The sequence below is a fragment of the Paenibacillus sp. 01T424 genome, from assembly GCF_056398745.1.
This window is the reverse complement of the sequence record NZ_JBFTPZ010000023.1, coordinates 51120-72532: the sequence shown is the minus strand read 5'-3', so window position 1 is coordinate 72532 and position 21413 is coordinate 51120. Positions and strand designations below refer to the sequence as shown.

General features: G+C 46.2%; 23 protein-coding genes. 21 read left to right on the top strand and 2 right to left on the bottom strand.

Going from position 1 to position 21413, the window contains the following annotated elements; genetic code table 11:
• The first annotated feature begins 47 nt into the window (after positions 1-47).
• The 16 genes from AC1DPK_RS18080 (at position 48) to AC1DPK_RS18005 (ending at position 13259) form a co-directional block, all read left to right on the top strand.
• The gene (locus AC1DPK_RS18080) at positions 48-395 is read left to right on the top strand and encodes a hypothetical protein (protein ID WP_441882152.1); all 348 of its coding nucleotides are present in this window, start codon (positions 48-50) and stop codon (positions 393-395) included.
• Between the two features lie 45 nt (positions 396-440).
• A complete protein-coding gene (gene spoVAC, locus AC1DPK_RS18075) occupies positions 441-926 on the top strand; it encodes a stage V sporulation protein AC (RefSeq protein WP_076270077.1) in 486 nt (161 codons plus the stop codon).
• A gap of 1 nt (position 927) precedes the next feature.
• Positions 928-1950, top strand: coding sequence for a stage V sporulation protein AD (gene spoVAD, locus AC1DPK_RS18070; RefSeq protein ID WP_076270076.1), 1023 nt, complete (start codon positions 928-930; stop codon positions 1948-1950).
• Positions 1947-2297, top strand: coding sequence for a stage V sporulation protein AE (gene spoVAE / locus AC1DPK_RS18065; RefSeq protein ID WP_076270075.1), 351 nt, complete (start codon positions 1947-1949; stop codon positions 2295-2297). The genes spoVAD and spoVAE overlap by 4 nt, the downstream gene beginning before the upstream one ends.
• Before the next feature lie 140 nt (positions 2298-2437).
• A complete protein-coding gene (locus tag AC1DPK_RS18060) occupies positions 2438-3394 on the top strand; it encodes an AAA family ATPase (protein WP_076270074.1) in 957 nt (318 codons plus the stop codon).
• A gap of 4 nt (positions 3395-3398) precedes the next feature.
• Positions 3399-4646: a DUF58 domain-containing protein gene (locus tag AC1DPK_RS18055; RefSeq protein ID WP_339208542.1), complete on the top strand. Its 1248-nt coding sequence runs from the start codon at positions 3399-3401 to the stop codon at positions 4644-4646.
• Positions 4643-6898: a transglutaminase domain-containing protein gene (locus AC1DPK_RS18050; RefSeq protein WP_477511207.1), complete on the top strand. Its 2256-nt coding sequence runs from the start codon at positions 4643-4645 to the stop codon at positions 6896-6898. The genes AC1DPK_RS18055 and AC1DPK_RS18050 overlap by 4 nt, the downstream gene beginning before the upstream one ends.
• Positions 6899-7014: 116 nt before the next feature.
• Positions 7015-7539 carry a YqeG family HAD IIIA-type phosphatase gene (locus AC1DPK_RS18045; protein ID WP_076270071.1) on the top strand — a complete coding sequence of 175 codons (525 nt, stop codon included), beginning with the start codon at positions 7015-7017 and terminating at the stop codon, positions 7537-7539.
• On the top strand, positions 7539-8663 hold the full coding sequence (yqeH, locus tag AC1DPK_RS18040; protein ID WP_076270070.1) for a ribosome biogenesis GTPase YqeH: 1125 nt from the start codon (positions 7539-7541) through the stop codon (positions 8661-8663). Before AC1DPK_RS18045 ends, yqeH begins: the two co-directional genes overlap by 1 nt.
• Positions 8664-8701: 38 nt before the next feature.
• On the top strand, positions 8702-9562 hold the full coding sequence (gene aroE / locus AC1DPK_RS18035; protein ID WP_475449568.1) for a shikimate dehydrogenase: 861 nt from the start codon (positions 8702-8704) through the stop codon (positions 9560-9562).
• A gap of 60 nt (positions 9563-9622) precedes the next feature.
• Complete coding sequence (yhbY, locus tag AC1DPK_RS18030) at positions 9623-9928, top strand: ribosome assembly RNA-binding protein YhbY (protein ID WP_076270069.1); 306 nt, start codon at positions 9623-9625, stop codon at positions 9926-9928.
• A 110-nt stretch (positions 9929-10038) separates the two neighbouring features.
• Positions 10039-10629 (top strand): nicotinate-nucleotide adenylyltransferase, encoded by a 591-nt coding sequence (gene nadD, locus AC1DPK_RS18025; RefSeq protein WP_477511206.1) that lies wholly within the window; start codon positions 10039-10041, stop codon positions 10627-10629.
• Positions 10619-11173 carry a bis(5'-nucleosyl)-tetraphosphatase (symmetrical) YqeK gene (gene yqeK, locus AC1DPK_RS18020; RefSeq protein WP_477511205.1) on the top strand — a complete coding sequence of 185 codons (555 nt, stop codon included), beginning with the start codon at positions 10619-10621 and terminating at the stop codon, positions 11171-11173. The genes nadD and yqeK overlap by 11 nt, the downstream gene beginning before the upstream one ends.
• A gap of 21 nt (positions 11174-11194) precedes the next feature.
• On the top strand, positions 11195-11542 hold the full coding sequence (rsfS, locus tag AC1DPK_RS18015) for a ribosome silencing factor (protein ID WP_054027809.1): 348 nt from the start codon (positions 11195-11197) through the stop codon (positions 11540-11542).
• Positions 11539-12495 (top strand): CvfB family protein, encoded by a 957-nt coding sequence (locus AC1DPK_RS18010; protein WP_477511204.1) that lies wholly within the window; start codon positions 11539-11541, stop codon positions 12493-12495. The genes rsfS and AC1DPK_RS18010 overlap by 4 nt, the downstream gene beginning before the upstream one ends.
• Positions 12492-13259: a class I SAM-dependent DNA methyltransferase gene (locus tag AC1DPK_RS18005; RefSeq protein WP_076270065.1), complete on the top strand. Its 768-nt coding sequence runs from the start codon at positions 12492-12494 to the stop codon at positions 13257-13259. The genes AC1DPK_RS18010 and AC1DPK_RS18005 overlap by 4 nt, the downstream gene beginning before the upstream one ends.
• Before the next feature lie 706 nt (positions 13260-13965).
• Here the strand turns inward: AC1DPK_RS18005 and AC1DPK_RS18000 are convergent.
• The gene (locus tag AC1DPK_RS18000) at positions 13966-14151 is read right to left on the bottom strand and encodes a hypothetical protein (RefSeq protein ID WP_477511203.1); all 186 of its coding nucleotides are present in this window, start codon (positions 14149-14151) and stop codon (positions 13966-13968) included.
• Positions 14152-14464: 313 nt separating this feature from the next.
• Between AC1DPK_RS18000 and nrdI the strand changes: the two genes are divergently transcribed.
• The 3 genes from nrdI to nrdF all read left to right on the top strand — a co-directional run bounded on the left by nrdI (position 14465) and on the right by nrdF (position 17994).
• Entirely contained in the window at positions 14465-14824 is a 360-nt protein-coding gene (gene nrdI, locus AC1DPK_RS17995; RefSeq protein WP_076270063.1) for a class Ib ribonucleoside-diphosphate reductase assembly flavoprotein NrdI, read from the top strand.
• Positions 14811-16895 (top strand): class 1b ribonucleoside-diphosphate reductase subunit alpha, encoded by a 2085-nt coding sequence (nrdE, locus tag AC1DPK_RS17990; RefSeq protein ID WP_076270062.1) that lies wholly within the window; start codon positions 14811-14813, stop codon positions 16893-16895. Before nrdI ends, nrdE begins: the two co-directional genes overlap by 14 nt.
• A gap of 142 nt (positions 16896-17037) precedes the next feature.
• Positions 17038-17994 carry a class 1b ribonucleoside-diphosphate reductase subunit beta gene (nrdF, locus tag AC1DPK_RS17985; protein WP_076270061.1) on the top strand — a complete coding sequence of 319 codons (957 nt, stop codon included), beginning with the start codon at positions 17038-17040 and terminating at the stop codon, positions 17992-17994.
• 115 nt (positions 17995-18109) lie between these two features.
• Here the strand turns inward: nrdF and AC1DPK_RS17980 are convergent, their stop codons facing one another.
• A complete protein-coding gene (locus tag AC1DPK_RS17980; protein ID WP_477511202.1) occupies positions 18110-19480 on the bottom strand; it encodes an ISNCY family transposase in 1371 nt (456 codons plus the stop codon).
• A gap of 152 nt (positions 19481-19632) precedes the next feature.
• Between AC1DPK_RS17980 and AC1DPK_RS17975 the strand changes: the two genes are divergently transcribed.
• The gene (locus AC1DPK_RS17975; protein WP_441882176.1) at positions 19633-20610 is read left to right on the top strand and encodes an ABC transporter ATP-binding protein; all 978 of its coding nucleotides are present in this window, start codon (positions 19633-19635) and stop codon (positions 20608-20610) included.
• Complete coding sequence (locus tag AC1DPK_RS17970) at positions 20610-21413, top strand: ABC transporter permease (protein WP_339208552.1); 804 nt, start codon at positions 20610-20612, stop codon at positions 21411-21413. The genes AC1DPK_RS17975 and AC1DPK_RS17970 overlap by 1 nt, the downstream gene beginning before the upstream one ends.

Here is a 21413-nt window from a genome sequence, read left to right as displayed (position 1 = left end):
GTTATTGAAATCGCCCTGGATAAGCTCCGCAGCTGGGTGTTTGGCATATGCTGTTGATAAAAGCCCGGTGTGAGGGGAGCTGCACTTTTGTCTACGAAGCGGCAACGTCATTTATTGAGCTTGCTCGTGCTCATAATGTATGTTTTACTCGTTCTTTTGTTATTAGCCATATTTCTTTAAATAAAGGGTTGCCTGCGACTAAATCATTAGTCGGGGGCAATCCTTTTTTTAATGTAAGAAAGAATATTATTTGCTCCAGATTATCTTGTATATCTCCGTCAAAGCTGATGCAGCATCCAGAGGACATTGATGGCGTTTTTGTTTGTGTTGGAATATTGCAACCTGCTATTACAAATAATGAACCAGAAGAAAGCAAAGCGGTTACGGAACTTTAGCTTCAGGCATAGAGAAAAACCGTAGCGGAAAAGGAGGATGGTTTTGTGGCGACCAAAAGCAAAAGTCATTACAAAAAAATGTCCATGTCACCAAAAGAATATCAATCGTTCGCAAAAACGATGGAGCCGCCTCGATCTGTACTTGGGAATTGTTTGAAAGCATTCGTTTTCGGCGGGGCAGTATGTGTATTTGGACAGGTTATACAGGAGCTTTATGTCCATTTGATGGGAATGAGCGAAGAAGCGGCAAGCAATCCAACCGTTGCAACGCTTATTTTGATATCCGTTATTTTAACGAGCCTAGGCGTGTACGATAAAATTGCGCAATGGGCTGGTGCTGGCTCAGCAGTGCCTGTAACCGGATTTGCCAATTCCATGTGTTCGGCTGCTTTGGAGCATCGGAGCGAGGGTCTTGTGCTTGGTGTTGGCGGCAATATGTTTAAGCTGGCTGGTTCAGTGATTGTTTTCGGTACAGTCGCAGCTTTCTTCGTAGGTATCGCTCATCTTATTCTCGGAACTGGGGGTCAGTAATATGCTGCGAGGGAAACAATCATGGTGGTTTGAGAAACGCCCGGTAATAATCGGCGAAGCGACCGTGGTCGGTCCTGATGAGGGAGATGGTCCGCTTGCAGCCGATTTTGATCTCGTCCATCCTGAGCTAGACATGCAGCAAAAAAGCTGGGAGAAGGCAGAGCGGCTGCTGCTGGAGCAAGCCTCGGAGTTTGCAATTCAAAATGCCGGCATCGAACGCGACCAGCTTCAGTTTTTTGTCGGCGGAGATCTCATGAATCAAATTATTAGCAATAGCTTTGCTGCTCGATCACTAGGAGTACCGTACATTGGCGTATTTGGCGCATGCTCCACCTCGATGGAATCATTGGCGCTTGCATCGCTCTTCGTGAATTCAGGCTCAGCCACTCATGTGCTGGCAGGCACTTGCAGTCACAATTGCACAGCTGAGAAGCAATTTCGTTATCCAACGGAATATGGCTCACAGAAGCCGCCTACCGCTCAATTTACGGTTACGGGTTCTGGCGCAGCTGTTGTCGCTGCAGAAGGTGACGGCCCAGTCGTGGAATGTGCAACCATCGGGAAAGTCATAGATCTCGGCATCACAGATCCATTTAATATGGGAGCTGCAATGGCGCCCGCAGCTGTAGATACGATACAAGCCCATTTTAACGATACAGGCCGATCTCCTCGTGATTATGATTTAATTGTAACGGGTGATTTGGCTGGAGTAGGGCATCCCATTGCAAAGGAATTGCTTATGAAAAACGGCGTTCCGATGAACGAAACAGTGTTTGGCGATTGCGGCCTTATGGTATATGACGTTCAGAAGCAGAAGGTACAGGCAGGGGGCAGTGGATGTGGTTGTTCAGCCGTCGTTACTTACGGACATCTGCTCAAACGAATCAAGAAAGGCGAATTAAACCGAATTTTAGTCGTGGCGACGGGCGCATTATTATCGCCGCTCTCGTTCCAGCAAGGCGAGAGTATTCCATGTATAGCACATGCTGTTGCCATTAGCGCAGGAGGGAGCAAGCATATATGATCTTTTTGTGGGCTTTTTTAGTTGGTGGAGGAATTTGTGTGATCGGTCAGCTGATGTTTGATGTTCTTAAGCTGACTCCTGCCCATACGATGTCGACCTTAGTGGTCATTGGCGCTATCGTTGATGGTTTTGACTTATATGAACCGCTCGTCAAGTTTGCTGGAGCGGGAGCTACGGTTCCGATAACAAGCTTTGGTAATGCCCTCGTACACGGCGCATTAACCGAATTGCATACGCAAGGCTGGATTGGCGTTATATCGGGTATCTTTAAAGTAACTAGTGCCGGCATTTCGGCAGCGATTATATTTTCCTTCTTGGCAGCACTTGTCGTCAGGCCAAAAGGATAACCATTTATACACTTAAGTTGGAGGGTCCTGTGGGATCTTCCAATTTTTTTTGTAGCGAAAAAATTTGTGTACTGTAAAGGAAGTACTGTAAAATAGTAGTATTGAATACTAACTCATGCGTTATTTCGGGAGGTTATGAAATGGATATTCGTCCTGCAGACATGCAATTATGTTCTACTATTCTCCGAAACTTAGAATCTTGTATCCTCGGCAAACAGGAAGAGATCCAAAGATTGTTAATTGCCGTCGTTGCAGGTGGACATGTTCTGCTTGAAGACGTGCCAGGCACGGGCAAAACACAATTAGTGAAAGCGTTGGCAAAGTCAATAGGCGGCCAGTTCCGCCGGATACAATGCAATCCCGACTTGCTGCCAACTGACATAACAGGCGTTTCCATTTACCATCCCAAACAAGAAACCTTTTTATTTCGTCCGGGTCCAATTATGGCCAATATATTGCTAGCCGATGAAATCAATCGCGCAACAACGAAGACACAATCTGCACTGCTTGAGGCGATGGAAGAAGGACATGTAACGGTTGATGGCGATACATATGAGCTGCCTCGTCCGTTCGTTTTGCTCGCTACCCAAAATCCAATTGAATTTGAAGGCACTTATACGCTTCCGGAGGCGCAGCTGGACCGGTTCATGATGAAGCTGTCGCTCGGGTATCCAAGTGAAACAGATGAGCAGCAAATGGTGCTCTCTAATGAAGGAATACATCCATCTGATCGCATTCAGCAAATGATTAATATATCCGATATGATCCAAATTCAGGACCAAGCGCTTAAGGTGCATATTGATGACGCCGTAGGCAAATATTTAGTTTCATTAATAAGAGGAACGAGAGAAAACGCGAATGTAATGCTCGGTGCAAGTCCTCGTGCAGCGCTAGCGCTGGCAAGAGCGGCTAAAGCGAGCGCTTATATTCAGCAGAGACAGTTTGTAACGCCTGATGATGTGAAGGAACTTGCTCCATACGTGCTTTCGCACAGACTTCTTCTGAGAATGGAAGCTAGAATGAACGGTCTTAAAGCGGAGGATATCATCGAGCAGGTGATTCAGTCCACGAAAGTACCGGTTCGGCTAGAGCGTTAGTCGTATGACAGCGGCCAAATCTTCGAAGCTGCGGATGCAGCTTGTCGCAGTCATTTATTTGACCAGTCTGTTCTACTTTTTATTTCAAGGCGGCAAAACCGCGATGATGCTCTTCATGATTTTGAATTTATTAATTATTTATTTAGTGCTTGGCAGGTGGAGCGGAATTAACAAGGTGACGGGCAGCAGAGTGTATGCGATGCCTGGAGCAACAACAATCGATCAATCTTTATCAGCAGGCAGCACGCTAGAAGTAAGCCTTTCCATGAAAATACCTGGCTATTATCCGCTTCCATACGTCATTGTTAGAGATCAGCTGCATCGTCATAATGGACAAAGGCTGGCATTCGAGACTTCCTTCGTGCCGAATTGGAAGCGTGCGGGCCATGTCGTGTATCAAACGCCTCCGCTGCAGCGCGGCGAGTACCGATTTACTCATACAGAGTGCTTGTCTTATGATGTTTTCGGTTTGTTCGAGCATTCAGGGAAATTCGGATCAGAGACGGTGCTTAATGTGCTGCCTCAGACAGTTCCGCTTAGGCAGTGGAATGGCATTCAGCGCGGGATTCGCGGTCCTTACTCTCATGCCATCGCGTCACGCTCAGCGAAGGAAACGACACAAATTAACGGCGTTCGTGAATATTTATACGGAGACCGTTTGTCACGTGTCCATTGGAATGCGACGGCGAAGACGGGCGAGTGGAAATCGAAAGCTTTCGAGCGTGAGTCATTGCCGCGTACGCTAGTCATCCTTGATCGACATTCAAGCAGCTACAAAGGTGAACTCGCGACTCGCTTCGAATTAGCCGTATCCGTTGCAGCTTCATTGCTCGAGAACGGTCTCAAAAGTGATACGGCAATGGGGCTGCTCTCCATTGGAGACTCCATGACATTCGTTACACCCAAATCAGGCATTGATCAACGAAATATGGTGATGAGGCATTTAACCTTTGTAGATGCAAATGCAGCGAGGCCTTTGTATCCGTCGCTTCAGCAAGCTGATTCTACGATTGAAGCCGGAAGTTTTGCAGTCCTCATTACTCCTGAGACTGGCGCGGATGTCATTCGAAGCATGGAGTGGCTCTCACGCAAAGGAATTACCCCTTGCTTGATTCATATCTCCTCGTCGGTTGATTTATTAAGCCATAATACTTCTTGGAAACGTGTATTGCGCGAACGCGGCTGGCCTGTATTTGAAGTTCGTCAGCTGCAAGAGCTCCCAACGGTATTGGAAGGGAGCGGAATTGCATGAAGCAAATGATGAAATCAATTGGTGTGTATTTAACGACGAACTGGTTTGAGAAGCTGAGATCTATATTTATTGCCATTATTTTAGCGAATGTAATTACAATATTTGAAGGTTATTGGTGGGACGAAACGTACGCCATTGCCTACTACACTTTATTTGCGGCGGCAGCAATTGATATATTGCTTCCTCCCCGCTGGAAATTTCTGAAGCTTCTTTTTCAAGTAATGGCAGCTATTTTTATTACAACGCAATGGGCAAGAATGGAATGGATTGTTGCAAGTCCACAGGGCTGGCAAGAGTGGCTGTGGTGGCTGCAGGTACATCTCGTTCAGCTTAATCCATTTATATGGATAAGTGGGGCGATGCTTATGCTCTACGTGCTGTTTGGAATATGGACGATCACAAGAGTTCGAATGTTCGGATTTGTAGGCGTAAGCATTTTGGTGTTAACCATCGCAGATTCCTTTACGCCGATCTGGCTGTGGGATGAAGTAGGGATGGTCGTCTTTATTGGTTTGCTCTGGATGGTCGCTGGCCACTTGTCGAGGCTGAAGCGCGAGCATCCGAATAGCTGGAAAGAGCTAATCGAGTATCCGCTGCGATTAATGGTGCCGATTGCACTCGTTTTATCTATTCTCATGATTGTAGGATTGAATATGCCCTCAATTGCTCCTATTCTTCAGGATCCTTATACGATCTGGAAGGAAGCTAAAGGGGAGAGGGTTCAGGTGTTTTTAGGCGATAAGGGCACAGATGTGATATCGCCGAACCGATCAGGCAATGCGAGCTCCGGATATAGTCGAAGCGACGATAAGCTTGGTGGTGGATTTGAATTTGATTATTCACCGATGATGACCGTCACGACCTCGCATCGCAGCTACTGGCGCGGGGAGTCCAAAGCTTTTTACACGGGTGACGGATGGATTGATGTAAGTCCCAGGCTTGCTGGCGAAGAAAATATTTCAGTTGTAAAGGGAGAAGTATTCCCTTCATTAGATGATCCGCCAAAAGCTGGGGTTAAGCAAGTCAATCAGATTGTTACAATGATTCGAAAGGATGTTTATCCGGTTCTTTTTGCTGCTGCACCACTTTCGAAGATCAATTGGATTGAAAATGAAGAGGCAGCTATTCCAACTAGCTTGAGATGGGAGCCTAGCTCAGGCGAGCTGCGGCTGCTGAACTGGTCCATGCAAAACCGCAAATACCCGCAAACGTATTCGGTTACGTCGTCAGTACCTGTTTTAGATGAAGCGCTGCTGAGGACATCCAAAGCTGGCTGGTCAGATAAGGGAGAGGCTTCACGCCATTCATTTTACTTGCAATTGCCTGAATCATTGCCGGATCGAGTCAAACAGCTTGCAGAGCAGGTCACCGCTGGAGCAGCTAATGATTATGATAAAGCTAGATTGTTGGAGTCGTATTTAAGGCTCAATTACAACTATAATAATTTGCCCGATGAATCGAAGCTCACAGGATCTACCAGCGATTTCGTTGATCAATTTCTGTTCGAGCTAAAAGAAGGCTATTGCGATTATTTTTCCACTTCAATGGCCGTTATGGCGCGTAGCTTAGGCCTTCCGACGAGATGGGTTAAAGGATTTGCTCCTGGTGCGCTTCCAGCTAGTGACTTCGGCCCTCCAGGCGGTTATAGGGAGGAAGAAGTAAATCCAAGCGGAGCAGGCACCTACACCGTTCGAAATTCAGATGCTCATTCTTGGGTAGAAATTTATTTTGAAGGTACTGGCTGGATACCGTTCGAAGCAACAGCGGGTTTCTCATTCCCGTATACGCTGCCTGAAGAAGAGGTTGCTGCTTTGCCAGATCTGGAACTAAGCGATAACGATGCTGCAGCAGCAGGAGATACAGAAGGCTCATCAAGCTCGCAGGTTTGGTTATGGAGCTCCATATCACTACTCATCGTTGCTGCAATTGCATGGCTCATTATTCGTCGTGACAAGCTTATCTTTTCTTGGAGAAAGCTCCGCCATGGATCATACACAACAAATGATCGAATCGTACTTGAGACGCAAAAGCTGCTGCGCATTTGCAAAAAGCGTGGAATGGAGCGCGAAGACCATGAGACGCTGCGCGAGGCCGTATTGCGTTGGTCGCAAAATCAGAAGCGGTTGCGTGAAGATTTTAAAATTGTACTGAATGGGTTTGAGCAAGCGAAATACAGCCCCGTTATGGCGTCATCTGAAGAAGCGGATCGTTTCGTCGTTAAAGTACGCTCACTCATTGATCAATTAAGATAACATACGAACAAATACCGCTCGCCAGAGAAATTGGTAGCGGTATTTTTTTGCAACAAATTTAGTTTGTATGGTATAGTTTCGTAAGATAGCAAGCAGAAAGCAGAGGGATATCCATTATGTTTGAACGGCTGTTGCCGCATATGCGCGTCAATACAGTATATGAAATTAACTTAGATGAGCTGCATGCAAGAGGCGTTCGCGGCATCATTACGGATTTGGATAATACGCTTGTCGGTGCCAAGGAGGCGTTAGCTACGCCTGAGCTTGTGCAGTGGCTTGATTACGTACGTTCTCGGGGCTTTCAGGTTGTTATCGTATCCAATAACAACGAGACACGCGTCGGGAAGTTTGCTGCGCCGCTGAATATTCCATATATTCATGCTGCTCGCAAGCCAGCTGGCAAATCGTTCAAGAGAGCGCTTAGTGTACTCCGCCTTGCACCTGAGGAAACCGTCGTAATCGGAGATCAGATGCTGACGGATGTGCTTGGGGGTAACCGTATGGGGTTATACACCATCCTTGTCACGCCAATCGCTCCTGCTGATGAAGGTATAATGACACGAGTGAATCGTCGTATTGAACGAATAGCGTTAGTGCGTTTAAGGAAAAAAGGGTTATGGTATGAGGGGGAAACAAAGTGATGGAACAACAACTTAGTCAGGCATATGGATCATGTGCGGGCTGTGGAGTGGCGCTTCAGATTAAAAGTTCTGATTTGCCAGGTTATTTGCCGGAGGCGGCTGTCGGTCGCGAACCGGTTATTTGCCAGCGATGCTTCCGAATTCGCAATTATAATGAAGCTTCATCCGTAGCGGTTGATCAGGATGACTTCTTAAAGCTGCTTGGCAGCATCGGAAATACGGATAGCCTCGTTGTGCATATTGTCGATCTGTACGATTTTGAAGGAAGTTTGATTTCGGGCTTGCAGCGTTTTGTCGGAAACAATCCAGTGCTGCTTGTCGTGAACAAAATTGATTTGCTGCCGAAAGCGATGAACGTCAATCGACTTCGGAATTGGGTTCAGAAGCAAGCAAAAGAAGAGGGACTGCGCACAGTCGATGTGGTCCTATGCAGCGCGAAGCGGAATATGGGCTTCGAGCGGGTTATTGAAGCGCTTGAGCAGTACCGGAATGGCCGAGATGTCTATGTGGTTGGCGCGACGAATGTCGGCAAATCAACCTTGATTAATCGTCTAATTCGAGATTACAGTGACATGGAACGTGAGCTGACTACTTCTCGTTATCCGGGAACAACGCTTGATGCCGTTCATATTCCGCTTGAGGATGGGAAAGCGATTATTGATACCCCAGGTATCGTCTATACGACACGTATGACAGAGGTTGTACCGCGGAGCTTCCTAGGCTCACTATTGCCGGACAAGCCAATTAAACCGCTCGTCTATCAATTGAACTCGGGTCAATCGCTGTTTATTGGCAGCCTTGTTCGATTCGATTTTGTTGAGGGTGATCGCCAATCCTTTACGTTCTATGTTTCAAATGCGCTCAACATGCATCGTACGAAGCTGGAGCGGGCGGATGAGTTGTATGCAGATCACCGTGGGCAATTGCTCGGAGGACCATCGCTTGAAGAACTAGAAACGATTCCGGCTTGGACAAGGCATTCACTACGTGTTAAGCGTGGCTTGAATAAGGACGTATTTATATCCGGTCTTGGATGGATTCAAGTGAACGGTACTGGTGGAGCTGTTATTGACATTTATGCGCCGAAGGGCGTTAAGGTCATGCTTCGCGACTCGATGATCTAAACACATGTCACTTGGAAGGGGAATTCACTGTGACGAATATGAGCGCAGGAAACCAGATTGACAGCAATACTCTTTTGTTCGGCGTCATCGGCGATCCGATAAGGCATTCGAAATCACCTATTATGATGAACCGTGCCTTTCGGGAAACGGGAATTAACGGTGTATACACTGCTTTTCATGTTACGAGTGATCGTATCGGAGATTTTGCCGCTGGTGTTCGTGCAATGGGCATTCGCGGTGTCAATGTTACGATCCCCCATAAGCTGGACATTATGTCCGTGCTTGATGAGATCGATGCAAGCGCGCAGGCGATTGGCGCGGTTAACACGATTGTCAACGACGCTGGCCGTCTAATCGGATATAACACCGATGGTATTGGTTATGTGCGTTCGTTGAAGGAAGAAGCGGAGCGTGAGCTTGCCGGGAAACGAATCGTCGTTATCGGCGCGGGCGGCGCAGCCCGCGGCATCATTTATGCTCTAGCAAGCGAGAATCCTGCGCGAATTACGGTGGCCAACCGTTCCGTAGACCGGGCAAAAGAGCTTGCAGATTCATTGCAAAATAAAGTAGATATTGAAGCGATTTCGAATGATGAGCTGCAAACCGCATGCGAGCAAGCCGATATCGTGATTAACACGACATCAGTAGGCATGTTCCCTCATACGGAGGAGACTCCAATTGATGCAAGCTGGCTGAAGCTGGGCGCGGTTGCAAGTGATTTAATATACAATCCTTTGAAAACGAAATTTTTGCAGCAAGCAGAGCTGCGCGGCTGCCGTATTCATGGCGGGCTTGGCATGTTTATTTATCAAGGAGCATATGCCTTTGAATATTGGACAGGCCAGCCAGCACCCGTCACAGCGATGCGCGAAACGGTACTTGCTTCATTGCAAGGCTAAACTTATTTATTGAAGCAATCAAACAGACGAATTATTGAGATGAAAGAAGGAACACTTATTATGCTTACAGGCAAACAAAAACGATATTTAAGAGCTCTAGCTCATCATTTGACACCGATTTTCCAAGTCGGAAAGGGCGGCACTAACGATCACCTCGTTCGTCATATCGAGGAGGCGATTGAGTCGCGCGAGCTTATCAAAGTTTCTGTTCTTAACAACTGTCTAGACGATCCTAAGGAAATCGGCGTTGAAGTTGCTAAATCAGCGGGCGCGGAGCTTGTACAAGTGATCGGCAAAACGATCGTTCTATACAAAGAATCCAAGGACAACAAACAAATCGAGCTTCCTACAGCTGCTCGCAAATAATATGGACCGAGACTTGCGCGGCGAATGCAGCTTTTTGTCATAAAGGGCATACTAGAAGACACGATAGCTGTTAACGCTTCGACTTTGCTTGATAGGGAGGCGTTCAACAAGTGATTAAGATAGGAATTATGGGCGGCACCTTCGATCCCATCCATATCGGTCATTTGATTGCTGCAGAAACCGCACGAGAGCAGAGCGGCTTGGACGAGGTGTGGTTTATCCCGTCATACGGACCACCGCTCAAGGCGAATGAGCCAGGCGTTAGCGGAGAGCGGCGCTACGAAATGGTATGCGATGCTATCGAGAGCAACAAGGCCTTTCGAGCGCTTGATATTGAATTGCAGCGTGGTGGTGTGAGCTATTCCTACGATACGATCGTAGAGCTGCAGGGACGTTATCCGAACCATTCTTTTTCCTATATTATCGGTTCAGATCGCATCAACGACCTGCCGAAGTGGCATGAAATCGAGCAGCTAGCTGCTCGAATATCATTTATTGGATTAGAGCGTCCAGGCAATCCGGTCGATATTTCCGCACTGCCGGTTTTTTTGCAGGAGCGGGTCAGCTTGGTTCACATGCCTGCCATTGCGATTTCTTCAACAGCGATTAGGAGCAAGGTAAAAGCTGGGCAGTCTGTTCAATACTTAGTGCCTGATTCGGTGAATAGCTACATGAGGAGGTACAACCTGTATGAATCGTGAGCAAATGATCGAAAAAGTAAAAGCGGAAATGCCTGAGCGAAGATGGCTGCATACACAGGGAGTCATGGAGACCGCAGTCATATTAGCTAATAGGTTTGGCGAAGATGCTGTACGAGCTGAGCTTGCTGCCATTTTGCATGATGTTTCTAAGTACTGGAATGTCGATCGTATGCAGAAGGTCATTCGCGATCAAGCATTGCCAGCAGAGCTTTTACTTTATGATAAAGAATTGTGGCATGCACCCGTTGGGGCGTGGGTAGCCGAACATGAATTTGGTGTGGCGGACACCGAAGTGCTGGACGCTATTCGCTACCATACATCAGGTCGCCGCGGTATGTCGAAACTTGAGAAAATTGTTTGCCTTGCCGATTATATGGAACCAGGGCGAGAGTTTCCAGGAGTAGACAAAATTCGCGAGCTTAGCGAGCATTCATTGGATCAAGCATTGCTTGCTGGCTTTAACTCTACAATTTCCTTCTTATTAGAAAAAGGAAAACGAATATTTCCGCTAACAATAGAAGCAAGAAATAGTTTATTAGAATAATATTTAACAGGAGGCTGAGCTATGGCGTTACATTCGGATCAATTGCTTCAAATCACAGTCGCAGCAGCAGAAGACAAAAAAGCGGTGCGCGTTGTTGCTTTGAACTTAAAAGAAATTTCCTTGGTGGCGGATTACTTCGTCATTTGCAGCGGTAACTCGGATACACAAGTACAAGCTATCGCAACCGAAATTCGGAAACAAGCTGAGAAAAATGGCAATCGCGTGCGCGGAATCGAAGGTATGGATTCGGCAAGATGGGTGCTGATTGACCTCGGCGACGTTATCGTTCACGTATTCCATCGCGATGAGCGTGAATATTACAACATTGAGCGGCTATGGTCCGATGCGAAGGTTGTGGAGTTTGCATGAGTTTTGTAGCCGGAACAACTTTGACTTTAAGGGTGGCACGCGAGGTGTCGCCCTACGGCTATTTTTTGAGCGATGAAGAATCGGATGTGCTCATGCATTATACCGAGCTTGTAGGCTCTAAGCCAAAAATCGGCGATGCAGTGGAAGTATTCATTTTTTACGATTCAGAGGATCGATTGGCTGCTACGATGAAGAAGCCGCTTCTCCAGCTAGGTGAGCTTGCTCGCCTGAAAGTAGCGGACGTTCATCCAAGGCTTGGCTGCTTCCTAGAAATGGGGCTTGGCAGACAACTGTTGCTTCCGCTTTCAGAGCTGCCGGAGAGTATTGAATACAGGCCTCTTCCTGGCGATGAAGTATTTGTTGTGATGAAGCATGACAAAATAGGAAGACTCGTAGCGAAAATTGCTTTTGAAGAGGAACTCTCGGAGCTTGTCTTCCATGCACCTGAGAGCTGGAATAATCAATGGGTTGAAGGCTGGGTAACAAAAACGCTGCAGCTCGGCTCGTTCGTCATGATTGATGGCGGCGTTGTAGGGTTTGGCGTTTATGGGCTTATTCCAAGCGCAGAACGAATCCGTCCGCTTAGACTTGGTGAGCGTGTAAGCGCTCGTGTTACTTTCATTCGTGAGGATGGCAGAGCTAACCTTTCCATGGCGCAGCGTAAGGAAGTAGGACGATTGGAGGATGCTGATCGACTGCTTGCCTTCATTAAAGAACGACCAGGCGGCGGAATGCCATACTCTGATCAGACAGATGCCGACATTATTAAACAAAAATTCGGGATTAGCAAAGGTGCATTCAAACGCGCTTTAGGCAAGCTGATGAGAGAAAGGCTTGTCACTCAGAAAGGCAGCTGGACTTATTTGGCTGAACCGTCTGATGCGACGACGGAGCAAGCAGGAGAGCAAGCGAACGCTTCAGGCTCCTCAGCTGAAGGAGCTGACCGGCAATGACACGCTCTTATGGACAGTTCGCTACTGTCTATGATCAGCTGATGGAGGATATGCCCTATGCAGAATGGCTGGGCTTCGCAAGGGCCGGCTGGTCGCGCTATGGCATGCCTGCTACTGTCGTAGATCTTGGTTGCGGTACAGGGAGCATCTCGATTCCGTTAGCACGCTCGGGTTTCCATGTGTATGGAATTGATTTGTCATCGGACATGCTTACCGTCGCGCGAAGCAAGTGGGATGAGACGCCTCAGGCGGTTACGAGACCACGCTCCGGTTCGATTCGGTGGCTGCAGCAGGACATGCGTGAATGGGAGCTGCAAGAGCCCGTTGATGCGGTCATTTCGTTTTGTGATTGCTTGAACTACTTGACGGAGGAAGAGGATATTGAGGCGGCTTTCCGCGCTACCTATGCTGGCCTTCGCAGCGGCGGTTCCTTTTTATTCGATATGCATCCGCCAAAGCAGCTCATTCGTTATGCGGAAGAACAGCCCTTTGTGCTTGATGAGCGTGATGTAGCCTATATATGGACATGCGACTTTGAAGAGGAGCGCTGCGAGATTGAGCATAACCTAACGATATTCTCGCGTGACCGCGATTCAAAGTTTTATCGGTTTGAAGAATCACATGTGCAGCGCGCTTACGATCCAGACTGGATCGAGTCAGCTCTGTACCGTGCGGGCTTTAAAACGGTCGACCGTTACGCAGATTTTGAGCTGAAGCCAGCTGACAGCGAGTCAGAGCGTTTGTTCTTCGCAGCAATCAAATAATATGATCCACTAGAGATGGGTGTCTCATAGAGTCTAACTAGACTTTATGGGAAACCCTTTTTTGATCTGTCCGGCTATTCGCAGAAAACGTCGCTATATAAGAGACGACAATAGGAGACTGTGGTGCGTTAGTACCTTTACGTGCTTACAGAGTGGGATCGTGGTGAGAGTATGCTCGAAAGTTCTCTGTAAGAACACATATGCGCTTATAGAGGGAAAGCAACCCTGGTTTGTGGTGGTTAAGCACACATATGTGCTTAAAGAGTAGAATCGTCGTGAGATCACGCTCGAAAGTTCGCTGTAAGAACAAATATGCGCTTATTGGGGAAAAGTAACTCTGGTTTGTGGTCTGTAAGAACACATACGTGCTTACAGACTGGGATCGTGGTGAGAGTATGCTCGAAAGTTCGCTGTAAGAACACATATGCGCTTATAGAGGGAAAGCAACCCTGGTTTGTGGTGGTTAAGCACACATATGTGCTTAATGAGTGGGATCGAAGTATGAGTTGGTCTGTATAGATGTCGATTGCAATGTCGAAGTAGAAACATTGCAATCGACATCTATATCTAGTGTGAGTGTCGAAGTTTGACGAAAAGTATTCTGATTGTAAAATTTTATCAACGGCGTTTTGGTGAACGAGAAGTGCTATCGATTTCTTGAATTATTCGCTTGTATATATCTAGATCTTGTGACTCGTATATCCGATTATTCCCGAAGCGCATCTTTTAATCGGCTGTTCATGCCTGCGGAAGCAGATGCTTTTCGTATCGATTCAAGCTTCATTTTCTTGATTGTTTCGGCCATTAGATCTTGATCTTTTTCAAGTTTTTCGATGTATTTAAGCAGCTCCGGCACTGTATATCCGGCATCTTTGAACAGTTTTTCTAGCAATGCTCTTATTTGTTCTGCAGTTGTGTTTACGATTTTCAGGACCCCCAAAATAGCAATAAAATGTCACTATCACATCATATCCTCATCTGTTAAAATAGTCGAGTGCGCCAAAAAAATAGATTAATATTTTCTCCATAATTTTCATTGACTACTCCTATATATTGATGTAGAATCAAAAACATCAACTACATATTGATGTGGATTGGTGCCTTCAACGATTACCAGCGGTATATCTTGAACAAGCGCAGCTGACGGAATTGCTAGTCAGAAGCGCTTTTTAATTGCTTGATTACAGTAAGGGAGCGAACGTGTTATGCTAGTCGTCTATGATTCCAAAACAGGCAACGTCAAGCGTTTCATCAAAAAATTGAATATGCGGGCGGTGCCGATTGATGAGAGGGAAGAAGTTGACGAGCCGTTCGTGCTAGTAACATACACAACAGGGTTCGGCCAAGTTCCAGAGAAGGTAACTTCGTTTCTAGAAAGCAACTCTGGCATGCTCCGCGGCGTTTCTGCGAGCGGCAACCGCAACTGGGGAACCGGGTTCGCAAAAAGCGCGGATACGATCTCACAAATGTACGATGTTCCAGTGATTTTGAAGTTTGAATTGTCAGGTACGAATCAAGATACGCAACATTTTGTCGAAAGGGTGCGAACCATTGAAGCATATTGAATTGAATAACGAATTGATGCAGCGCGGTGCAGACGGATTTTACCAGCTTGATAAAGATAAAGAGGCTGTCGCTGCATTTATGGAAGAAGTGGCTGAGAAGAGCGTGAAGTTCGACTCCCTCAAACATAAGCTAGAATACTTAATCGAAAACGATTATTACGATAATGTATACGAAAAGTATACATATGAGCAGGTTGAAGCTGTATTTACACTAACGGCAAACAGCGGCTTTGAATTCCAATCCTACATGGCTGCATCGAAGTTCTATAAGGACTACGCGATGAAGACCAACAATAAATCGCAATACTTGGAGCAATATTCCGATCGTGTAGCCATCGTTGCCTTGCATTTGGGCGAAGGCGATGCAGCTAGAGCACTTCGAATTGCGGAAGCGATGATTGACCAACGTTTGCAGCCAGCTACCCCTACCTTCCTCAACGCAGGCAAGAGCCGCCGCGGAGAAATGGTTTCCTGCTTCCTGCTAGAAATGGACGACTCTCTTAACTCCATCAACTATGTACTCGGCACATGTATGCAGCTCTCCAAAATCGGTGGTGGCGTAGCCGTCAACCTATCGAAGCTTCGTGGACGCGGTGAGCCTATTAAAGGCGTAGAGGGCGCAGCAAAAGGCATTATGCCGGTGCTGAAGCTTATGGAGGATGCTTTCTCCTACGCAGACCAAATGGGACAACGCAAAGGTTCTGGTGCAGGCTACTACAATATTTTCGGCTGGGATATTATCGAATTCCTTGATTGCAAAAAAATTAACGCAGACGAAAAAGCACGTATTAAAACTCTTTCGATCGGCCTAATTATTCCGAATAAATTTTATGAGCTAGCTGCTCAAAACAAACCGCTATTCGTGTTCGGTCCACATTCCGTTCAGAAGGCATACGGCAAGCATCTCGACGATATGGATATGGACGAGATGTACGAAGAGCTGCTGGCTAATGAGCTGGTAACGAAGAAAAAAGTAATGAACGCACGCGACATGTTGACAAAAATCGCTTCGATTCAACTAGAATCTGGCTACCCATATATTATGAACAAATCGAATGCTAACAGCGTTCACGCTTTGAAGGATATCGGCTCTATCAAAATGTCCAACCTGTGCACAGAAATATTCCAGCTTCAGGAGACATCGGAAATTAAGGATTACGGCTACGAGGATGTCATTAACCGTGATATTAGCTGCAACCTTGCTTCCCTTAATATTGTTAACGTAATGGAGCACAAAAAGGTGAAGGAATCGGTACATGTTGGTATCGAAGCTTTGACGACGGTTAGTGATTTGTCTAATATCGACAATGCACCAGGCGTTCGCAAAGCGAATGAGGAGCTTCACTCCGTAGGACTTGGCGCAATGAATCTGAATGGATACCTTGCCAAAAACAAAATCGCTTACGAAAGTGAAGAAGCGAAAGATTTTGCCGGCGTATTCTTTATGATGATGAACTACTACTCCATTGAGCAAAGCATGGAAATCGCCAAAGAGCGCGGAATTACTTTCAAAGACTTCGACCGTTCGGAGTATGCGAAGGGCACATACTTCACTCGTTATGTGGAAAATGATTACCGTCCAAAAACAGACCGCGTGAAGGAATTGTTCGACGGTATGGAAATTCCATCACCTGAGGACTGGGCTGCACTTAAAGTAAAAGTCCAAGAACACGGCTTGTACCATGCTTATCGTCTGGCGATTGCGCCTACACAAAGCATTTCGTATATCCAAAATGCGACTTCAAGCGTAATGCCGATTGTTGAGCATATCGAAACACGTACGTATGCAAACTCAACTACTTATTATCCAATGCCTTATTTGGCGCAGGAAAATTACTTCTACTACAAATCGGCTTACAACATTGATCAGTTCAAGCTGATTGATCTTATTGCAGAGATCGGACAGCATATTGACCAAGGTATTTCGACTGTACTGCATGTTAACAGTAATGTGACGACTCGTGAGCTGGCGCGCTTCTATGTTTATGCTGCTCAAAAAGGTCTTAAATCGCTTTATTACACAAGAACGAAGCGGCTTTCCGTTGAGGAATGCACGAGCTGCGCAGTTTAAAATATAAGAAAGTATATGTTTTTCATATACTTTTCTTATATTTCTCCGCGAAACGAAAGCTATGCCTCTAAAAGACGGCATAGCCGTTTACGCTTGAGTACTATTTAAATGACGCTTACGTAGCAAAGAAGGAGCTCACCAAATGAAAGCAGTAAACTGGAACCGCCCAGATGACGATTTCACGTTAACATTCTGGCAGCAAAATGTAATGCAATTTTGGACGGATGAAGAAATTCCGTTATCAGATGATAAAATGGACTGGATGGAAATGACGGACGCGGAGCGCACGCTGTACAAAAATGTGCTCGGCGGTCTGACTTTGCTTGATACGATTCAAGGCGGCGTCGGCATGCCGAAGATTTTGGAGCATGTTGATGGATTGCAGCGCAAAGCAGTATTGTCATTTATGTCGATGATGGAGCAAATCCATGCCAAATCGTACAGCAGCATCTTCACTACACTTGCTTCTGGCGAAGAGATCGACGAAATTTTCCTGTGGGTAGAGCAGAACGAACAGCTTCAGAAGAAAGCAAACTTGATTTCTTCTTGGTATTCGAACATCACTGGCCCGAAAGAGCTTTACAAAGCGATGGCTGCTTCTGTATTCCTGGAGAGCTACTTGTTCTATAGCGGATTCTTCTATCCGCTTTACTTGGCTGGACAAGGTAAAATGACGAGCAGCGGCGAAATTATCGATTTGATTTTGCGTGACGAGAGCATCCATGGCTTGTACGTTGGCGTTCTAGCACAAGAGCTGTTCCAAACGTTTAGCCCTGAGGAGCAAGCACAGCTGGAAATCGAAATTTATGCATTGCTTAATGAGCTGTACGAGAATGAGATTGTGTATACAGAGCATCTTTATGCGCCGCTTGGCCTTGCTGAGGAAGTAAATGTATACGTCCGCTACAATGCGAACAAAGCGCTTATGAATCTTGGTATGGAGCCGCATTTCCCTGAGGAAGCGGTAAACCCAATCGTGTTCAATGGTATCAGTACGCATACGAAGCAGCATGATTTCTTCTCCAAAAAAGGTAATGGCTACGTACGTACGATTCACGTTGAGCCGCTTAATGATGACGATTTTGTTTTCAACTTCTAATAAAACTTAATTTAAATGCAACATACGAGTCGCTCTTTATTCAGCCTTCTAGGCAGAAAAAGAGCGATTTTTGATTTTTTTATTGAGGAAACAATGTCAAACGTCTGAGAAAATGTCACCTTAACTCTTCTAAGAAAATGTCACTTTTTTGAGCAGAGGTCACCTGCCAGGTGACCTCTGCAAAGCTATTATGCTGTGAATAAGCTAGTTCTTGGAATGACGTTTTTTTTGTGTTACGCTTATTTGTGCTGGTACTACCTGTGGTTTTCCACGGATGTTCCTTGGCGGGTTTGCGTGGCTGCGCTGAACTCGCCTTTTTGGTTTGCGGTTTTTGATCTTGTTTTTCTATCTGCTTTAACAATATGGCTTGTCCTTGATTCCACATTACGACTTTGCCATTCAGTGTTTCTCGCACTTCAACCGTAGTTTTAGCGTCAAAACGCTGGGTAGAAGGCTCAGCTAAAGTGTAGGTTGCTCCGCGGTAAGAAAGGGTGTTGCCAGCTCCGAGCTTGCGATACTCTCGAAGTGTAAACACATAACTGAGTTCAATATGCTTTTGAAGCTGCACATAGGCAGATTCAGATGAGCGTGGAGCTATGGAAAATTGCTTGTTATGTTTTTGAATAAGCTCAGGCAATGCCTCGTTTGCAGCATCTATCGTCTGGATACCTAGCAACCGTAACTCAATGACAAGACGGTCTTGAAGCGTCAGCCAAAGACGCTCGATCCGGCCTTTAGCCTGTGGTGTGACGGCTTTTATATGTTCAATATTAAGTTCACTCATCGCTTTTCCGAAGCTAGAGAGTGGCTGGGTATCACCGGCAAGTTCTTGTTCCACGGAGAGCTTCTCATTAGGCGAACGAAAGATGGTGTGCCGATCACTATAAAGTCCAAGAGGTAAACCATAATGGTTAATGCCTTGCTGCATAACCAAGGAGTAGCCTTCACGGCATTCATGAGGACGAAATATAGCGCCTACGACGATGCTCGTGGCATCGTCAATCGCAGCATGAAGTGCAAAGGTAGGAGCTCGTTCTTCAAGCCATTTAAACGGCGTAGCATCAATTTGCCATAACATGCCAGCTTGGGCTCTGCGTTGGCGTGGCTGATGGGCCTTGCTGCGGCGTCTTTGCTTTGCACGTTTAAGGCCTTTATCCAGTAAAACTCGTCGTACGCTGGAAGGACTGAGATGAATATCTTCATGTTCTTTCAACAGTTCTGCAAAGTGACAACTATTGCTGCCTAAATATTTGGTTGAATATAAAGAAGCAGCACGTTCTTTTACTTCGTCGTTTAGTGCATGTTTGGGCTTCTTCCCTCGATTCTGGTGTGAAATGCCCTTTGCTCCTTCTGCTTGGTATTTTTTCTTTAGTCGGATAAGCTGTCTTTCAGACAGCCCCAATGAAATTGCTCCTTCTTTATTTGTCATATGTCCATCCATCACTTTTTCTACCACTAAAACCTTCTTCATCTCTGCTCTCGTCAATGTCATGATCTCCTGTTCCATAGTGACATTATCTCAGAACAGTTACAGGGTGACATTATCACAGAAGAATAACATTTATTGAGGAAACAATTGACACATTATTCTTTCGATGTTAGTATTTCCCTCTCAAAACTTGCGCGGAGGTAAAAATAGTGATTACAGTTCATGGGATAAGTAAATCGTATCAGGTTGCTAAACGCTCTTCAGGCGTTAAGCAAGCAGTAAAGGCATTATTCAAAAGGGAATACAAAGTTGTGGAAGCGCTTAACGATATTTCTTTCACGATTGAGCCGGGTGAAATTGTAGGGTACATCGGACCTAACGGGGCGGGCAAGTCAACGACCATTAAAGTGATGAGCGGCATTCTTGTGCCAGACAGCGGTACATGTACGGTCATGGGTTATACGCCGTGGAAGGATCGGGTCGCGTATGTGAAGCATATTGGTGTTGTTTTCGGTCAGCGTTCTCAGCTGTGGTGGGACGTGCCAGTCATCGATTCCTTTGATCTGCTGCGGGATATTTATAAGGTGCCAGAGCAGGAGTATCAAAGCACATTAGCATTGCTTACAGAAACGCTTGAGCTGCAGGAAATTATTCAGATGCCAGTAAGACAGCTTAGTCTTGGACAAAGGATGCGCTGCGAAATTGCGGCTTCCCTGCTGCACAGCCCAAGTGTGCTATTTCTGGATGAGCCCACAATTGGCCTCGATGCCGTATCCAAAATCGCTGTGCGCCGCTTCATTAAGACGATAAATGAAGAGAAGGGCGTTACGATCATTTTGACCACTCATGACATGAATGATATTGAAGCGCTGGCGAACCGGATTATTCTCATCGGCAAAGGAAAGCTGCTTTATGATGGCAGCCTAAGTGCGATACGCAGCCAGTTCGGAACACAAAAAACGATAACCGTCGTATACAGCCACCGGGCTGAGCCGCTTGAGATTGCTGGTGCTGTCGTTGAAGAATGGTCACCTGAGCGAGCTGTGCTAAGCGTCAATACAGCTCAGGTTGTCATAAGCGATGTGCTCATCCGTCTGTCTGAGCAGGTGGAGCTTCTCGATGTCACGATTGATACCTTGCCTATTGAAGATATGATCGTTCAGCTGTATAAGGAGCATCAAATATAATGAAAGCGTATATTTCGGTATTTAAGCTGCGTCTCACATACGGATTGCAATACCGTACCGCAGCGCTGGCGGGAGTTGCGACTCAATTTTTTTGGGGTTTCATTATCATTATGGTGTTTGAGGCGTTTTATAGCGGGACAACGACTCCGCCTCCAATTTCATTGAAGCAGCTTATCACATATGTATGGCTGCAGCAGGCTTTTCTTTCGTTCGTTATGTTGTGGTTCCGTGACAATGAGTTATTCGGACTTATAACGACAGGCAATATTGCTTATGAGCTTTGCAGACCTAGCGGCATATACGGATTATGGTATGCCAAGCTTATTGCACAGCGGCTCTCGAGTGCCATTCTAAAAAGTATCCCTGTTTTGATAGTAGCTTTTTTTCTGCCAGAGCCTTACCGGATGCCGCTGCCAGAAGATCCAGCAGCCTTTGTTTTGTTTATCGTTGCATTATTGCTTGGACTGCTTATGATTGTTGCCCTTTCTATGTTGATGTACATATCCGTGTTCGTTACGCTTTCACCGGCTGGCTCGCTGCTTATGTTTGGTGTGATCGGCGAATTTCTGGCAGGCATGGTTATACCCGTGCCTCTTATGCCCTCATGGCTGCAAAATATTGTATATGTACTGCCGTTTCGATGGACAGCGGATTTCCCATTTCGGGTTTACTCGGGACATATTGCTAAGGAAGAAGCGCTCATCGGCATCGGTGTTCAACTGGTTTGGTTTGTTGTACTAGTGGGCTTAGGCAGGCTGGCAATGGCAAAAGCATTACGTAGAGTTGTTGTGAATGGAGGGTAA

Excerpts from the sequence above, each read along its gene's own strand:
- AC1DPK_RS18080 (WP_441882152.1), top strand. The coding sequence starts at position 48 with ATGCTGTTGATAAAAGCCCGGTGTGAGGGGAGCTGCACTTTTGTCTAC.
- spoVAD (WP_076270076.1), top strand. The coding sequence starts at position 928 with ATGCTGCGAGGGAAACAATCATGGTGGTTTGAGAAACGCCCGGTAATA.
- spoVAE (WP_076270075.1), top strand. The coding sequence starts at position 1,947 with ATGATCTTTTTGTGGGCTTTTTTAGTTGGTGGAGGAATTTGTGTGATC.
- AC1DPK_RS18060 (WP_076270074.1), top strand. The coding sequence starts at position 2,438 with ATGGATATTCGTCCTGCAGACATGCAATTATGTTCTACTATTCTCCGA.
- AC1DPK_RS18055 (WP_339208542.1), top strand. The coding sequence starts at position 3,399 with ATGACAGCGGCCAAATCTTCGAAGCTGCGGATGCAGCTTGTCGCAGTC.
- AC1DPK_RS18050 (WP_477511207.1), top strand. The coding sequence starts at position 4,643 with ATGAAGCAAATGATGAAATCAATTGGTGTGTATTTAACGACGAACTGG.
- AC1DPK_RS18045 (WP_076270071.1), top strand. The coding sequence starts at position 7,015 with ATGTTTGAACGGCTGTTGCCGCATATGCGCGTCAATACAGTATATGAA.
- yqeH (WP_076270070.1), top strand. The coding sequence starts at position 7,539 with ATGGAACAACAACTTAGTCAGGCATATGGATCATGTGCGGGCTGTGGA.
- aroE (WP_475449568.1), top strand. The coding sequence starts at position 8,702 with ATGAGCGCAGGAAACCAGATTGACAGCAATACTCTTTTGTTCGGCGTC.
- yhbY (WP_076270069.1), top strand. The coding sequence starts at position 9,623 with ATGCTTACAGGCAAACAAAAACGATATTTAAGAGCTCTAGCTCATCAT.
- yqeK (WP_477511205.1), top strand. The coding sequence starts at position 10,619 with ATGAATCGTGAGCAAATGATCGAAAAAGTAAAAGCGGAAATGCCTGAG.
- rsfS (WP_054027809.1), top strand. The coding sequence starts at position 11,195 with ATGGCGTTACATTCGGATCAATTGCTTCAAATCACAGTCGCAGCAGCA.
- AC1DPK_RS18010 (WP_477511204.1), top strand. The coding sequence starts at position 11,539 with ATGAGTTTTGTAGCCGGAACAACTTTGACTTTAAGGGTGGCACGCGAG.
- AC1DPK_RS18005 (WP_076270065.1), top strand. The coding sequence starts at position 12,492 with ATGACACGCTCTTATGGACAGTTCGCTACTGTCTATGATCAGCTGATG.
- nrdI (WP_076270063.1), top strand. The coding sequence starts at position 14,465 with ATGCTAGTCGTCTATGATTCCAAAACAGGCAACGTCAAGCGTTTCATC.
- nrdF (WP_076270061.1), top strand. The coding sequence starts at position 17,038 with ATGAAAGCAGTAAACTGGAACCGCCCAGATGACGATTTCACGTTAACA.
- AC1DPK_RS17970 (WP_339208552.1), top strand. The coding sequence starts at position 20,610 with ATGAAAGCGTATATTTCGGTATTTAAGCTGCGTCTCACATACGGATTG.